The sequence below is a fragment of the Cryomorphaceae bacterium 1068 genome (assembly GCA_027214385.1).
In the GTDB taxonomy this organism is placed as follows: domain Bacteria; phylum Bacteroidota; class Bacteroidia; order Flavobacteriales_D; family Cryomorphaceae; genus JAKVAV01.
Genome location: JAPVXR010000014.1, coordinates 1 through 16,300 on the forward strand (window position 1 = coordinate 1; position 16,300 = coordinate 16,300).

Here is a 16,300-nt window from a genome sequence, read left to right on the forward strand (position 1 = left end):
CATCAATCAAGCGGTAGTAGAACTAGCTGATGTAGGTGCCGACAATGGAATCGTACACGCCATCGACGCGGTATTGCTTAGCTCAGAAACTGTAGTCGATGTAGCCATCGATAATGGATTTACGTCACTGACTGCTGCGGTAGTAACGGCTGAATTGCTTCCTGCGTTAACTGACCCGTTTGCGGACTTTACTGTATTTGCCCCGAGCAATGAAGCATTTGTAGAATTGGCAAATGAGCTAGGAACCAACGCTCAAGGAATATTAACCAATCCTGAATTAGCTAATATTCTTTTGTATCACGTTTTGGATGGTGCAGTGATGTCATCAATGATCAACAATGGAGACATTGTGACTCCACTGAACGATGCGAATACACTTAAACTCACTGCTACTTCCGGTGGAGATGTTTTCGTGAATCAGGCTCAAGTAGAACTAGCCGATGTTGGCGCCGACAATGGTGTAGTGCATGCCATCGATGGCGTACTGCTTAGTTCTGAAACTGTAGTAGATATTGCCATTGACAATAGCTTTACGACGCTCACTACCGCGGTGGTGACCGCAGAGCTTCTTCCGGCTTTGACTGATCCGTTCGCAAATCATACTGTATTTGCGCCAACTGATGAGGCATTTGATATGCTTGCTGCAGAACTAGAAACAGATTTGGATGGTCTGTTGGGATTACCAAATCTCGCTGATATACTACTCTATCATGTTGTTGGTGAAGACCTTCTATCCACAGAGTTGACAGAAGGTGGTTTGTTGATGTTGAACGGTCAAAACACAGTTATTGATTTAAGCGATGGCGTTCAAATCAATAACGCCACGGTAATAGGGCCAGACAATGGAGCTGATAACGGAATAGTACACATCATCAACGCAGTGCTTGATCAAAACTTCGTTAACTGCGAAACAGACTTTTTCCTTGCGCCTCAAAACTTGGAAGTAGTACAATCGCAATTCTCTGAAGATATTACGTTTCAGTGGGATCCGGTTCCGGGATCAGTTATTTGTCAACTGAGGCTTCAAACTTTCATTACCGAAACTGCGGAGAATATTTTCGTGGAAGCAGATGAGGACGGAAGTGAGCCTTCTCAAATAACTCTTTCTCAATCTGATTTTGACGGCAATGATATTTACCAAGTCAAAGTTCGCTGTGCTTGTTCTATAGACCCATTGGTTGCGAGTGATTTTTCTCAAATAGTATTGTTCGTTCCTTTCGGAGACAATGTAATCTCTTCGGAACAAGGCATTCAAACAGCTAATGGAATCAATACGATGACTGTCTTCCCAAATCCATCGAATCTAGGATATATCAACCTAAGGATTTCGAATTCTGAGAATACTGCCAGTGAGGGTTTGCTCGAAATAAGAGACATTACCGGAAGAAGTGTTGCATCGAGAAGAGTGGTGGTTGAAGCAAATCAACTACTTCAAGTAGAAACGAATAATATGCCTGCAGGGATGTACACGGTTTCTTATACTTCCGGTTCAGAAAGAGTAACGGAACGATTTGTAGTAGAATAACTACCGTCCATTCTAACATTTATATTAAAATGACTAAGAGGCTGTCCCTACAAAAGAGACAGCCTCTTTTCTATGAAAGATCTTCAATTTTAAGCATTCCCGCTTTAGTGAATGTGTTTTCACTCTAAAACAAACTGTAGTTCATTTGATTGTTGCTGTTGAATTGCATTGTGGTGCTTCAATTTGTTTTATTCCCTTTTGAATCTTTATTTATAATCAGCCACTTTTCTTAATGTCTCACACCTATTCTGAGATCAAACTACTTGGTAAAGTCTCCTCAGACCTTGAAGCATGATTTTGCGAAGTGCTTTCAACTTAAAAGATGCAAGTACTTTATCATAATTGGTAAAGCAAGCCAGAGCCTGAAGTTTTTCATCTACAAGGAGAGTTGAGCATCCTTAAAATGTCACAAATCCTTATCTTCGAGCAAACAAATGTAATATGAGACAATTTACAAGCATTTTGATTTGCTCCTTTTTGGTTCTGTTCTTCTTTTCTTGTGAGGAGATTTTCGAAGACGATGCCCAAAATCTTGGAGAAGAGTACTTCGAATGCAAAATAAATGGAGAGCCTTTCGAAGGGATTGGTATTCCCGCTCAATGCAATAAATTGACTTTTGATTATTTCCCTGAGCCTTATCTGGATTTACCGGCGGGCTATATGGCGATGGGTGCCAATAATTGTGTCGACACGATGTCTTTTCTCTTGACGTTTCAAGGAATATCACCTGAAGCTAATGGAATGACGTCTCTTGGGTCCCTCAGTTATGCAGACGCTTTCAGACCTTCATTGCGCTTGACCAATAACACAACTTATGATCGCTTGCTGGATGGTAGTTTTAAAATCGACCAGTTCAATGGGCGCAAGAAGCACGGAGCAGGCAGGCTAACAGGAACCTTCGAAATGAGGTTGATAGATTCCGAAAAAACTGACACCTTGACCATTACGGATGGTCGGTTCAATTTTTACATTACGCAAAAGCTTCATTGAAAAAAATCTAAGAAAAGATAGTTTAGAAAGCCGCTTCACAAGCGGCTTTCTTGTTTAGTTGCAATCGGGAGCACTGAAGGCTACAGTTTTAGTGTTGCCTCTGGAGATGGCCGTTGTCATTTCAAATCTCAAGGTGCGTGAGATCGAGGCAGGCAGTTAAGCTTGAAAATATTAACTACTTAAAAAAGCTTCCAATCTACCCGAGGTGAGGGTATTTAAAGAGATTAATACCGTCTAAAAGCCATGATAGTATCTCGTTATCACCATTGTATGTAATCGAATATTGACTAACTTTAAACTAGTCGAAAAGCTCGAATAGTAAGCCGCTAAATTCTAGTATTTGACATCAGTGACTAACAACTAAAATCATATGTCATGTGTAGATTTGTAGCATATTTAGGAGACCCTATCATAGTAGAAGACATTATTGTAAAACCTGCCAATTCGTTGATTCACCAAAGTTATGACGCCGAAGAGTCGGTTATGACTGTAAATGGTGATGGTTTCGGTTTAGGTTGGTATAATTCGGGGATTAGAAAAGAGCCTGGGTTGTTCAAATCCGTGCTACCTGCATGGAACGACATGAATTTATTGAGTAATGCTTCTATAATCAAAACCAATTGCTTCTTTGCACATATTCGGGCAGCAACTAATGGAGGAGTTTCCATAGAAAATTGCCACCCCTTTAAATACGACGAGTTTTTAATGATGCATAATGGGGGGATTCAAGATTTTGAAAAGATTAAGTATCATCTCGTTTCATTATTGGATGAAGAGGCTTTTATATGGATAAAAGGGCAAAATGATACGCAATACATTCTAGCTTTATTTATGACTAATTTCAGAGAAATGGAAATTGCAAGACCTGCAAGCCATCAACAATTAGTCGATTGCTTCAATAAAACTTTCCTTGATATAGAAAACTTAAAATCGGCTAAGGGAATAGATAGCATTTCAAACTACAATATCGTGCTGACTGACGGCAAAAGAATGATTGCCACGCGTTATTGTACAGATCCGAAAAAGGATAGTAGATCTTTACACTTTGCAGAGAAAATCACCTGTAATATTGATAAGCACGGTGGAGAATTAATGTTAGACGATGTCGCATCACATGAAAGAAGTGCAGCGTTGATTTCATCAGAAAGGCTTACAGGGGACGGGCATTTCTGGAAGGAAATACCTCAGAATCATTTGGTGGTGATTGATGCTAATATGGAAGTGAACTTATATAAATTGGAAGAGGTCAAAAACGATGAAGTATAAGTTCCTTCGATTAAACTCTTAAGGTTTTTAATAGCATATAACCACGATTTCGTAGGATGTGACATTCCGGAGTACTCGTAACTGGCGATATGCTTCCACTTGGAATTACTGAATTCTTGAGGATGCTGAAAGTAAGTTCTAATAAATGTTAGATGCCGTTTACACGAGACCGTTATCCGATGAATATTTGTCCTTTAGATGAGCTGACCGATCTGTACCTAAATTAAAAAAAGCCCCGACACAGTTGTCGGAGCTCTCTCTTCAATCAGTCCCGAAAATATTTCGGGATGATTTTTTCAAATTCTAGTATAGATCAAAGATCTCTGATACAATCCCTTCAGAAACGGAATAGAAACAAAACTGAGTTCCATCTGCGCTGAATAGAAGTTCATCGATGCGGTTGGGCTCGATGTAGCGACATGCCGCACTGATCCTATCAAATGGGATAAGGCCGTCAGCACCGCCACAATTGTTTTCTGCTGTCCATAGATCAGTATCAAAAGGACCATCAGAGAAGAAGAATCCCGGGATATCATATGGTTGCATTTGGTCACCGTTGCTATCGGCCATGTTCATCGTTTGGTATTCAACGAAAGCATCGAAGCAACCATCTCCGGGATTGGTAAGGGTCCACATTGCAGATACACGATCAAAGGATATGGTATTATCGGGACCCCATTGATTGGTATTGCTAAATCCGCTGCTCCACTCAAAGAGATCTTCGTCGTTCCACCCTCCTTCCACATCAGAATCGTCGAATTCGGCGAACGTATATTGCTCACCCTCCTCGTTAAAAATATAGAGCCTACTTGCTGTCGTAAGGCAAGCTGCCCCTGCAGAAGGAAGTTGAGAGTCGCGAAAGATGCTTTCACTATCATCGAAGTCTAAGACTACTTTTACTTCTTCGTCCTCATACCAAGCATATTTGTCTCCATCTTGATTGAAGAGAAGCATTACACCCATGCCAAGATCTGTTGCGGCACCAATTCCATTTCCATCAAAAATTCCCTGAAGCGCACGGTATTTTTCGGGAATCGGATTATCGGCAGGAGTGGCGGTTTCTGTATTGTCGTCGTCATCTTTATTGCAGGCGAGGAAAACGAAAGAGAACAGTAAATAGAAGAGTACTTTTTTCATGATATTTAAGTTTTTGTGATTGAAGAATTGCTTGAGTACAAGTATCCTTCAGTCTTAAGTCAAAAACTAAAATGCACGGTAGACATTAAGGGGACAGCCGTAAGAATAGGTTAGGACAAATCGTGGACAGAAATCCTAGATGCCAGAAAAATAGATTGTTACAGATTTACGATAAAAGTCTCTAAACTGGCTTCGGCAGATAGGTTGAGTTTTTTTCTAAACCGATGACGGGCTTTTTTTACTCCATCAGTTGTGATGTTTAAAGTTGATGCAATCTCCTTTGAGCTTAAATTCATCTTCAGTAGAGCGGCCAACCTTAGGTCGTTTTTGGTTATTCCATCCGCCTTGGAATTCAAACGCTGATAGAACGCAGGGTTGATTTCCTGAAATTGTCTGGTGAATTCATCCCAGTTGCTATCGATTGATTTTTCGATTTTTAAGGTGTTAAGCACTTCTTTGACGCTTTTGTCGGCCTCCGCATCCAAAGAAATGTTTTTTACTTCTTCCCGCAGACTTTCCAGTACTTCGTTCTTTTGGGCGATCTGTAATGCTTGACTGGCAAGCTCACGTTTTTTGAAAGACAACTCCTCTTGGAGTCTTTGTTCATGCTCCTTTTGTAATTCAATCTCTTTTTGGTGGAGTAATTTGGCCTTCTTCCGTCGCTGTATTTCTCTGTTGATAATCAGAATGGCTGCAACGAGCACTACCATGACCAAAATGATCAAACCGTTCTTTTTTTGTTTTTCGAGCTCTGCCTCTTGAGCCAACTTTTCGATTTCTCTTTCTCGCTTTTCGGCGTCAAGTTCTTCTTGCATGGCAGCCACTTTTTCATCGCGGGATATACTGCGCAAACTATCTTTGAGCTGAATATAATCGAGTGCGGCTTTGTGAGAAGCATCATATTTTTCCACCTCATGAGCGGCGGACATTTTAAATTGAAAGATATTCAGTAAACCTTCATAATCGGAGGTCTCCTCAGCGAACTGCTCCGCCTTTAGTATATGCTCATAAGCTTTCTCATGATCTCCCATGCCTGTGTAACACTGCGACCTGGATATCTCGATTTCCATCAAAAAGCGGGGAAAATCAATATCTGCACATACAACTGAAGATTCCTCGTAAAGCTCCAGCGCTTTTTGGTAATCCTCTTTAAGCATATAGGCTTCGCCCAGATTGTACACTGCAATGGCGACTCCTAGCGCATATTCACTTTCCCGGTAGTATTCAATTGCCTCAGGCAGTCTTTTAATTACGGAGTCAGGTCTGTTTTGATCCAGATAATTGGCACAGAGATCAGTGATGCAGTTGGCATAACGAAGATCAAGCCCCATTTCTTTAAAGATCTTCGCCGATTCCAGCATGATTTTATTTGCTCCATCCAAATCATCCATTGAGGCATAGATGTAAGCCATTTCCTGATTGCTAATGGCCACCATTTCTCTGTTGCCCAGCTCTTGATACAAACGCAATTCCTCCGTATGAGCTTCGATAGCAGCGGCGTATTCACCTGCATCTTGATAAGCTAATCCCATACTGGCGTAGCAGAATGCCAAGATCTCTTTGTCGCCGCATTGCTTGGCTAGTTCCAGGGCTTCTTTCGTAAGTTGCATCCCCAGATCTCCCTCTTCGCTTGTTTGGAGAAAAGCTGCGCGGGCTCTCCTCGCTAATGCTCTGCCGCAAATCCAGCCGGCCTTCTCATAAAGTTCTTCGGCACGGAAGAATAGTTTTTTTACCTCTTCGTCCCACACCCCCATGTCTTTGCGTATCTGTGCCAACTCGATGAGGAGTCGGGCTGAAGCGGTATCTGACTTTGCCGCCATGGCATAATCAATTGCTTCTTTGAACAAGTCATCGCAGTTTTGCTCTCCTTCAGATTCGCAGTTCGCATAAGCCTCAAATGGAGATGAATTTTCAGCTAAAAGCGTTTTTTGAAAGACAAAAAAGAGGAGTAGGAGAAAGGCGTATTTGATTGTGTTCAATTGTGGTCGTTTTCTTGGGCGTCTAAAGTAAATTTTTTTCATAAACCTCCGGAGTATTGCCATTTCGGAAGCTTTTCGATCTTTACCGCTTCGATTGTGCCAATGAAAGCCTCACGATGAGCCGAATTAAAAACTTCATAAAAGATAGATTTCTGATACTCAAAATCAGAAACAGATTCAATCCGTCAGTCCAGATCGGTCAGCGGCAGTTGTTTCTGCAGTACCGCGAGCAAGCCAAGAAGAAAGAATTGCCCTCCATCTCTGAAACGGGGTTTCGCGTTTTTTCTCAGTTCGAAGAAGACGGAATGCTGCTTTTCATCTTTTCCGTTCTTGGAATGGACAAGAAAGTCTTTGTAGAAATAGGCTCGGATGATGGAGTGAACAGCAATTCGGCCAATCTCTATTTCAATTTCGGTTGGAGAGGGTTATTCATCGATGGCAATCCCATCAGTATCAATCGTGGTAGAAGGTTCTTTAGCAAGTATCCGCACTCTTGGTTTTACAAGCCTACCTTTCTTTGCGCCAAAGTAAATCGGGAGAATGTGAATGACCTGATTTCGAATGCAGGATTTACCGGCGAGATAGGCCTGCTGTCTATTGATATAGACGGTTACGACTACTGGGTTTGGGACGCTTTGGAAGTGATAGACCCTCAAGTGGTGATCATCGAAACGCACAATGAATTTGGGATGGAGAACATCGTGGTGCCTTACGATCCCAATTATTCTTATCCGGGCAAGCATCCGATTTACCACGGGGCATCTCCTGTTGCCATGACCAAATTGGCCAATAAAAAGGGCTATCGATTGGTGGGAGCCAACGAGCTGGGTTTCAATTTTATTTTTGTGAAAAACGGATTGGCCGATGACCTCATTCCCGAAGTCTCAGTAGAATCTGTATTGACTCATCCTTCCGTTGCCGAGGGACATCAGCAGTTTGAAGAGATCAAGGATTGGGAATACCTGAAAGGGTAGATGCCCATTCATTGCCCCCATTTCGTTTTTGCTAACTTCACTGAAACTTCATGTTTATGGAACAAATCAAAACCGGGTTGCAGAAGTCTGTACCGAAATGGATTTTGCCTTATTCTATTGTCGTAACCGTTTTGCATGGGGCTGTTCTCGTGTCGTGGCTGGTTCTTTTCAATCTTACTCCCGAATTGGGTCATTCAGATCGCGTAACTCTTTTCGCAGGGTATTGGCTTGTTCCCGAAGTGATCGGAACCAAATGGTTTACGGGAATTTTGCTTTTGTTTTCGTTGAGCGTTGTTATCATTGCCGGAAGGCTGGCCGAGCAAGGTAAAAGCAGTTTGGCAATCATTCTTTTGGTGCTGAATCTTTGCTTTGTTCTAATGAGCGGGTGGAGTTTGTCCTAGGTTTATAATACTTCACTAGATTAGAGGATGTCTTCTTTCGGTCACGTGCGAGATATGATGGAGCGTTACGCTGCCAGTCGTGAGTTGCTTCAAGCAAAGCGAAATCGCCATTTTCGAAAATCACATCTATACGATGATGTGCGCTTCAAAGAAAGCTCAGGCCAGCTGAGAGAATTGGATAAAGCCGAATGGGAGCGCGTCAAAAATCGCATCAGAGCCGGAAAGAAAAGAGAGAAATGGCTTTGGATTTATACGTCAATCATAGTGTTGATTTCTTTATTATTGCTCATCCATTGGTTCTTCTGATTCGAACCTGACTAAAGCATTCTACTTGGGCCTATTTTTTTTCGATAGCAAGGATTTTCAATCAGGCCGTTTGGCCTTCCGGCAATATTATCTCCTTTTTCTATTTCTGCTTCTTCTTTCATTTTCGGCGAAAAGCCAGAGCTACCATTTCAGAAACTTTGGCATCTCTGATGGTCTTATTTCCAATAATCTGGAGTCGGTTGTTCAAGACAGCTTGGGTTTTATCTGGATTTCGGGAGAGTTGGGATTGAGTCGATACGATGGCTCTTCTTTCACTCATTACTACAGTGAGGTAGGAGATTCTGCATCGCTCATGAACAAGAGCGCGGGGAATATGTATGTGGACGAGAAGGGCAGACTTTGGATTGGTATGAGGCAAGGAGGCTTGGCACGGTACCTTCCGGAAACGGATAATTTTAAGAATTACCCGGTGGCAAAAGCTGATTCGGGCGAAATCTATTTATCGGCTACTTATTACTTTACGACGGATGCAGAAGGAAGCCTAATCATCCGCACCGTAGACCAGATGACTTTTCGCTACAGCGAAGAGGAAGATATTTTTGAGGAGTATTCACCTTGGAGCGAAATCAAGACCGATGAATCTACCCCGCCATATCCTGTTTATTTCGATTCAGATTCTCGTTTTTGGCTATCAACTCTTATAAATGGAAGGCGGTATTTAAAAGCATTTAACGAATCAAATGTGGATTCCACCAATGCAGGTTTTCGTGTTCACGGTTTTGTGAACTGCGCCGTTGAGGCACCCGAGGGAGTCCTTTGGATCGGAACATGGGGAGCTGGCCTGTACCGATACGATATCAAGACCGACTTAGCTTCGAGGTATTTTCCAAGTGAAAGTGCGGATAGTTTGCCGGGCAGTGTTATAGAGGATTTGGAACTTGACAAAGACGGAAATCTTTGGATTGCGACTGAACAAGGTTTGGCTTTGGTAGAGAGCGAAGTCCTTAAAGGAAACGGAAAAGGCGTTGCCTTTATTCGACCTGTTAGCTCGGCTACAGGGAGGAGTTTGAACGAAAGTTTCAAAGAAATACTTTGTGACACGGGAGGAAGGCTCTGGTTTGCATCACCCTCGGGAGGTCTTTATCTCCATGACCCGCGGTCAATGCCTTACAGAGTCATCACATTGCAGAAAGGTAAGAGTCAGGAGCCTGTGATTGTTCGCTCTGTTTATGACATAGAAGATTCTGATGGTCTTCAGTGGTATGCCTTGACAGACAGTGTGCTTCGTTATGATCCGAAAACAGAAGAACAAGCGATTATCGATCTCAACTACAGTGAAAAGCCCGAAGGAGGATTAAAGACCGTTACGAATCTTTCCATGGCTGCGGATGGCCGAATCATGGTGACATATCAAGGTGGAACATTCGTGCTCCTGGATCCGATTACGCTGGATCAGGAATACTTTCCCTATGATGATAAATCCATTGTTCCCAGAGGAGTTCTGAACACTTATCGCGATTCCCGAGGGGCACTTTGGGTCTCAACCTACCGTGGAGTTTTGCGCCATCCCGGTAGCGACTTGATGGAATTCGACACCATTGTAACAAACTTTGACGGCCGAGAAATCATCGAAGATCAAAGCGGTATAATTTGGGTGGGTTCATGGAATCAAGGAGTAGTGCGAATTGATCCGAATACACTTGAGATCAAAAGATTTGATCCCACACGATTTGATGATACCGGTTTGATGGGAAGCGACGCCCAAAATTTAGTGTTGAGCATGGATGGCAGGCTGTGGACACTCACTTCAAAAGGACTGAACGTTTACGATCAAGAAAAGGATCGATTTGAATTTCTTGACCCATCTGCCAATAATGAACTACAGTTGACCGATTGTTTCACTATTGATCATCAAGGAAACGTCTGGTTTAGCTCGCTTAAAGGCCTCTATCATTGGAGGCGAAAAACCAAAAAGGTGATGTTTTTGGACGAGGATTACGGTTTGCCTCAAACTGAGTTTTATGAAATAAGATCAGGTTCTGACGGAGACATTTATGTTTCAACGGGTATTGGATGTCTTCGTTTTGATCCTAATCAAGTTCCCGATCCTGTCTCTCCCGGTGAGGTGCTTTTTACGACATTACTTGTAGAGAGCGAAAGCGGGGAAACCAAACAGAGCTTACTCGGGATAAAAGAATTTCAGATTTCTTATCGCGAAAATTTTGTTGAAATTGACTTTGCACCGCTCAACTTCGATTTGGATGGAAAGATCAATTACGAGTACATGCTCGACGGTGGTTCGGGAGTTTGGGTGGATATCAAGCAAGAAACCAAGGTCAGCTTTTTGGATATACCGCACGGGGATTACGAGCTGAAGGTGAGAGGCAGAAATGATTGGGATGAATATGGGCCGGTATCGAGTATCTCTTTTCAGGTGAGTCCACCATGGTGGTTTTCGAAAATCGCCATATTTGGTTATTCGTTCCTTTTGGTTTTGGTTGTTCTGCTTTACAATCGATTCAGAACAACTCAGCTGCTGCGCAGACAGAAAAAGCTAGAGCTCATTGTTGAAGAAAGAACGGAACAAATTACGCTCGAGCGCGACCGATCGGAATCGCTTTTGCTAAATATCCTTCCCTCGGAAATAGCAGAGGAGTTAAAACACAGCGGACAAGCTCAAGCGAAAAAGATTAATCACGTAACCGTATTATTTACAGATTTTAAAGGGTTTACGAAGTATTCTGAAAAGGTAAGTCCCGAATCTTTGGTTCGAGATTTACACGAGAGCTTTACTGCCTTTGACGAAATCATGGTCAAACACGGCGTAGAAAAAATAAAGACCATCGGCGATGCTTACATGGCAGCGGGTGGATTGCCGACTCCCAATGAAACTCATGCTCAAGATGTGCTGGCTGCTGCGTTTGAAATTCGAGATTTCATTGAAGCGGGAAAGGCAAAAAAAATCGCGAATGGGTTACCGTATTTCGAAATTAGAATAGGAATTCACACAGGGCCGGTTGTTGCGGGAATCGTAGGAGTGAAAAAGTTCAGTTACGATATTTGGGGCGATACGGTAAATACAGCTTCGCGCATGGAGAGCAGCGGCCATGAAGGAAAGGTGAACATCTCTCAAACAACCTATGAATTGGTTAAGGCGATGAGCGACTACACGTTTGAGTCGCGTGGAAAGATCAAAGCAAAAGGAAAGGGAGAGATGGAAATGTTTTTTGTTGAACGGGTGAATTAGAAACACTCTACTCCAAGAGATCCTTTGCAGATTGCTTTTGCTTCTTGAGGCGTCTCTTCTTGTTCAATCCCAAAGCAAGAGGAACTAAGGCATAAACAGAGCCCGAGTAGGCAGAAGCCGTTCCACCGAATACCAAAACAATACTCATTGAAAGTACTGAAATCATTACGAGAATCGAATAGCTCTGAATGAAGGTTTTGGTTTCATAAATTTCTGTCTCGTTCAAATCGAGAGATTCCTTTTTTCTCAAAGCATGCACATGCATCAAACCCAAAAGGAGATAGATGAAGAAAAGCCCCAGTCCGAATCTAATCATGATGTTCTCCCACTCGGGTGTGGTAAGGTTTGATTCGTTCAGTTTGGAGAGCGCAAGTTGGAGCGCTTCAGAGCTGTCGCCCATTTCTATTTTCACTCGGGCGTAAAGCGAAGTGCCCAAATAGGAAAATAAATACTTTAGCGGATAGATATAGAAAAGGAGGAGAAAGAGAAATAGGAAGGTCAAGGTTTTGGTAAGCCTGTCCTGCATCCCATAATACAGAAAGAAGTTATTGTGGTTATTCCAAATTCCCAATAGTAAAAGGATACAAAAGATAAATCCGCTGAATCCGTACATGGAAGCTTCAAGCTCTACGTAGTTTGTCGGAACTTCTGAAGCGATCACCAAAAGGGTAATGGAAAATCCAAAAACGGCATCCGTGAGGTTTTCAAGCCGACTGGTTATGATTCCTCTATATCGAAAGCCAGTGGCCGAAACTTTTTGTCTTCGCTTGTAAGATTTCGATAGCATTAAATCTGTTTTTCTGTTTATCACTTAAAGCCGACCTGCCCTATTCCGAAACCAACAGAATGGAGATTCCTTTCTCATTATTGATAAGGTTTTCTCGATCTACCGAGGAAATAAAGGAAAGGTTTCCGCTATCATTAGCCATTACAGCGATCATATCTGCACCCATCGTTTCGGCGTATTTTATGGTTTGGTTCGCAAATCCTACCGAAAATTGAGTCATGTCTTCCCTAACTCGCTCGGTAGATATTCCTTCCTGATTGAAAAATTCTTCTGCCTTATCAATGTTTTTATGGATGCTTTTACTGATTTCCGCCGCAGGTCTATTGACCGAGTAAAAATGGACATCTGCATTAAAATGACTCGCCAGCATCGCTACTGCATTTACCTTATTCTCGAAGTTTTCGTGCCCACCGTGAGGGAAAATGATGCGGCTGATCCCAGACTTAACGTCTACCACATCAGGAACAGTCAAAACAGGAGCGGGAGAGCGCTCTGCTATTTTTAGTGCATCGGCCCCGAAAAGTTTTTGTCTGAGCCCCCTTGTGCCGTGAGTTCCCATTACTACCAATTCAATTTCGGGCTCAGAAGCAACAGATGGAATTGTCGTTAAAATACTTCCTTCTTCAATACGGTAATTTGCTTTTACAGCGTGCCGCTCTATAGCGCTTTTGCACAATTCATCGAGGTACTCCTCTAATTGATCGAAAGTTTTGTCTTTTTCTTTGAGAAGTTTTTCCGTTGATCCACCTTTGATATGAAGGAGCTCAATCTCTTGATTGCCTACTGATGATACTTGACAAGCGAGTTCAAATGCATTTTCTGCAGCGGAAGAAAAGTCGGTGGGAACTAAAATTTTGCTCATGGAAGGTGTATTTCAGTGCTAAATGTGCAAACTTTTTTTCAATCAAATGACGAATTGATTGCTAGAGAATTGCGTTGGAAAATGAAACTATTAACTTAGGCACTGAGTTTAGTAAGTGACGACTCAAATTTGGAATGACAAAATACAACCACATTTACGACAGAATCTTCAAAAAACTTGAAGAAAATCTGGATCCGAACTTGACTTACCACAACTTGGAGCATACCAATTTGGTGCTCAATTGGGCGCGAGAAATTGCGAAAACCGAGGGTGTCAATAAGCGCGAGTTAGCACTCATCGAAATAGCAGCACTTTATCACGACTGCGGGTTTCTTGTCTCTCGAGAAGAACACGAAAAGCGTGGTTGCGAATTGGCCAGAGCTGATTTGGCCGACGAGGATTTTAGCCATGAAGAGATAGAATCCGTCTGCGGGATGATTATGGCGACAAAGATTCCTCAAAATCCCACCAACCAGTTGGAAAGGGTTTTGGTCGATGCCGACTTATATTATTTAGGCACTGACGATTATGATAAATATTCGAGTTTTCTCTACCAGGAATTAAAGTACTTCAATCCTTCATTGACTGATGAGGAGTGGAAACAGATCCAAATCAAGTTTCTCGAAACCCATCAATACACCACAGACTTCGCCAAGAACAATTTGGAACCCGCCAAGAAGGTACATCTAGAAAGAATTAAAAAATCATAACCAGAATCATGAATACCTCCAATACTGAAACGGTTGGGCACGGAGACAATGATTTTAAATTTAACTGCCTTGAAGAGCACTTAGTACCGTGTACTCCTCAAATGCGTCTGAGCGACTACGCCGTCTCCAAATTCGAGTCTTTACCCTCGCGCAAAAGCGTAAAAAAAGCTATTAAAAGAGGGCTACTTTTGGTCAATGGAGAGGTGTCTGAAACAGGCCATTGGGTGAAGAAAGGAGAAGTTCTCACCGTAATTTACGATGAAACGGTTAGGCCTATTTACGAAAGAACCATCGAGGTACTTTATCAAGATGATCATCTGGCGGCGGTTCAAAAACCTGCCGATATTCCCGTAAGCGGAAACTCTTTTCGTACACTGCAAAATTCGCTTTCATTCAATTTAGAGCCTTCCTCTCAAAAAGATGCCTTAGCAGTTCCTCGTCCCGTTCATCGGCTGGATCGCTTGACGGGAGGTGTTATTTTAATTGCAAAAACATTGAGCGCAGCAGCGCATTTGGGTAGTCAATTCGAAAATAGAACGGTAGAAAAGACCTATTTCGCGTGGGTTTCGGGATTGATTGAATCTCCCTTGATTCTTGAGGAACCTATTGATAAAAAAGAAGCAATTACCGGGATATTGCCTCTGAGGAGTTTGAAACACCGACGGTTCTCTGAACTAACATTAGTAGAAGCCAAACCAAAGACAGGTAGACGAAATCAAATAAGAATACATCTATCAGAAGCTGGTTATCCCATCTTGGGCGACCTTAATTTCAATGGGCTAAAGTCGGGAAAGGGTCTATTCCTATTTGCCAAGAAGATCAGTTTCGTTCACCCAAAGTCGAGTGAACAGATTGAAGTAGGAGCCAAGATTCCAAGGAAGTTCCAATTGACTTAATCTATGCGCTAGCCTTTTGCAATGCGCTTTCTTGAGTTTTTTTATATGCCGACGGAGATTGGCCCGTCTGTTGTTTGAAGACTCGATTGAAACTCGTTTTAGATTTAAATCCCGATTCGTAAGCGAGCGCCAAAAGTGTGAGGTGAGCATATGAATGGTCCATCAACTTTTCCTTAAAAGCGGCCACACGGTAGCTGTTGACGAAGTCATAAAAATTTGTCTCTAAATGTTTGTTCAGCAACTCAGAAAGCCTCTTATCTGTTAGGTCGATTCTGTTGGCTAAATCACTGAGAGCTAAGCTTTCATCCAAATAGGGGTGTTCAACTTCCATGACCTCTATCAATTGAATCTCAGCTTCTTTGGCCTGTTTTTCGCTAAAAAGGGAATCTGCTGAAGTAATTGATTTTGAAGAGCTAGGTTGCTGTTTTTCCAAAAGAAAATCTGGCAATAGAATCTTAGCCTGCACAGTGCCCTTGTAACCCAAAATGGCAAAGAATGCGATAAGAAGGATAGCAATAATAAGTCCTGGATTCAGAACCAACTCCACAGGCGGATAGATCAATTCGTAAATGGAAAGCAGTGAATCTGTCAGGACGATGATTCCTATGCCATAAACGAGTGTTTTGCACCAACTCAAATCTTCTATGCCCAAAGTCGAAAAGCTTTGCTTCACCAAGCCTTCTGTCTTTTGCACTTCTCGATAAGCTAGGTATGCGTAAAAAATCAAGAAGGCATTTTCGACAAGATTGGTGAAGTCTGCTATGTCAGCAAGAACCTGACTGTAGTCAGGAAACCAGTTTTGAAAGATTAAATTAAGACCTAAAGGAAGGCTAATGAGTATCCAATTCACAAGGTAGGGGGTGAGTTGGATCAGGTAGGGTCTTATGAATTTCGATTTTTCCTCCCGCAAAGACTTCACGAAAAAAAGCAGACTTGGCCCAAGAAGGAAACCCATTCCTTGCCCAAAGATTATTGCTATACCGGCCAGTACACCTGCGCGATGCATAAATGCGTAGTAATAGAGCGCGAAGAAAAATCCCGATGCAAAAAAGAGTGCGGGGAGTTTGCCTGAAAAGGTTATTCGTGTCTTCAGGATAAAAAATACCATCAATGCAGCGAGTGTCATACCCGCTACCAAAATAAAATTGATAAGCATCTGGAGGTTTTCCATCCGCCAAAAGTCGAAACGAATTTCGTGAGGGCCAAATGCGAATTCCTCCATTTTAGGATTTTTATGAAAAGGCCTCGACACGAATTGC

General features: G+C 42.4%; 14 protein-coding genes. 9 read left to right on the forward strand and 5 right to left on the reverse strand.

Annotated elements, in window-relative coordinates; genetic code table 11:
• The 3 genes from O3Q51_14890 to O3Q51_14900 all read left to right on the forward strand — a co-directional run.
• Positions 1-1,525, forward strand: a 1,525-nt coding sequence (locus O3Q51_14890; GenBank protein MCZ4410107.1) for a fasciclin domain-containing protein, incomplete at its 5' end; no start/stop codon positions are given.
• A gap of 441 nt (positions 1,526-1,966) precedes the next feature.
• A complete protein-coding gene (locus tag O3Q51_14895) occupies positions 1,967-2,515 on the forward strand; it encodes a hypothetical protein (GenBank protein MCZ4410108.1) in 549 nt (182 codons plus the stop codon).
• 375 nt (positions 2,516-2,890) lie between these two features.
• On the forward strand, positions 2,891-3,781 hold the full coding sequence (locus O3Q51_14900; GenBank protein ID MCZ4410109.1) for a class II glutamine amidotransferase: 891 nt from the start codon (positions 2,891-2,893) through the stop codon (positions 3,779-3,781).
• A gap of 303 nt (positions 3,782-4,084) precedes the next feature.
• Here the strand turns inward: O3Q51_14900 and O3Q51_14905 are convergent, their stop codons facing one another.
• Positions 4,085-4,918, reverse strand: a complete 834-nt coding sequence (locus O3Q51_14905; GenBank protein MCZ4410110.1) for a hypothetical protein — start codon at positions 4,916-4,918, stop codon at positions 4,085-4,087.
• A 158-nt stretch (positions 4,919-5,076) separates the two neighbouring features.
• Positions 5,077-6,897: a hypothetical protein gene (locus O3Q51_14910; protein ID MCZ4410111.1), complete on the reverse strand. Its 1,821-nt coding sequence runs from the start codon at positions 6,895-6,897 to the stop codon at positions 5,077-5,079.
• 116 nt (positions 6,898-7,013) lie between these two features.
• Between O3Q51_14910 and O3Q51_14915 the strand changes: the two genes are divergently transcribed.
• The 4 genes from O3Q51_14915 (at position 7,014) to O3Q51_14930 (ending at position 11,786) form a co-directional block, all read left to right on the forward strand.
• Positions 7,014-7,871 (forward strand): hypothetical protein, encoded by an 858-nt coding sequence (locus O3Q51_14915; protein ID MCZ4410112.1) that lies wholly within the window; start codon positions 7,014-7,016, stop codon positions 7,869-7,871.
• 56 nt (positions 7,872-7,927) lie between these two features.
• Positions 7,928-8,272 carry a hypothetical protein gene (locus O3Q51_14920; protein MCZ4410113.1) on the forward strand — a complete coding sequence of 115 codons (345 nt, stop codon included), beginning with the start codon at positions 7,928-7,930 and terminating at the stop codon, positions 8,270-8,272.
• Between the two features lie 27 nt (positions 8,273-8,299).
• Positions 8,300-8,578: a hypothetical protein gene (locus O3Q51_14925; GenBank protein MCZ4410114.1), complete on the forward strand. Its 279-nt coding sequence runs from the start codon at positions 8,300-8,302 to the stop codon at positions 8,576-8,578.
• Between the two features lie 70 nt (positions 8,579-8,648).
• Positions 8,649-11,786: a triple tyrosine motif-containing protein gene (locus tag O3Q51_14930; GenBank protein MCZ4410115.1), complete on the forward strand. Its 3,138-nt coding sequence runs from the start codon at positions 8,649-8,651 to the stop codon at positions 11,784-11,786.
• Between the two features lie 7 nt (positions 11,787-11,793).
• Here O3Q51_14930 and O3Q51_14935 read toward each other — a convergent pair whose 3' ends face one another.
• Positions 11,794-12,573 carry a TMEM175 family protein gene (locus O3Q51_14935; protein MCZ4410116.1) on the reverse strand — a complete coding sequence of 260 codons (780 nt, stop codon included), beginning with the start codon at positions 12,571-12,573 and terminating at the stop codon, positions 11,794-11,796.
• Positions 12,574-12,613: 40 nt separating this feature from the next.
• Positions 12,614-13,435 carry a universal stress protein gene (locus tag O3Q51_14940; protein MCZ4410117.1) on the reverse strand — a complete coding sequence of 274 codons (822 nt, stop codon included), beginning with the start codon at positions 13,433-13,435 and terminating at the stop codon, positions 12,614-12,616.
• 134 nt (positions 13,436-13,569) lie between these two features.
• Here O3Q51_14940 and O3Q51_14945 point away from each other — a divergent pair, with 134 nt between their 5' ends.
• Positions 13,570-14,145 (forward strand): HD domain-containing protein, encoded by a 576-nt coding sequence (locus O3Q51_14945; GenBank protein ID MCZ4410118.1) that lies wholly within the window; start codon positions 13,570-13,572, stop codon positions 14,143-14,145.
• Between the two features lie 8 nt (positions 14,146-14,153).
• Complete coding sequence (locus O3Q51_14950) at positions 14,154-15,041, forward strand: RluA family pseudouridine synthase (protein MCZ4410119.1); 888 nt, start codon at positions 14,154-14,156, stop codon at positions 15,039-15,041.
• A gap of 1 nt (position 15,042) precedes the next feature.
• On the opposite strand, the gene O3Q51_14955 is transcribed toward O3Q51_14950, so the two are convergent.
• Entirely contained in the window at positions 15,043-16,263 is a 1,221-nt protein-coding gene (locus O3Q51_14955; GenBank protein MCZ4410120.1) for a helix-turn-helix domain-containing protein, read from the reverse strand.
• Positions 16,264-16,300: the final 37 nt, after the last annotated feature.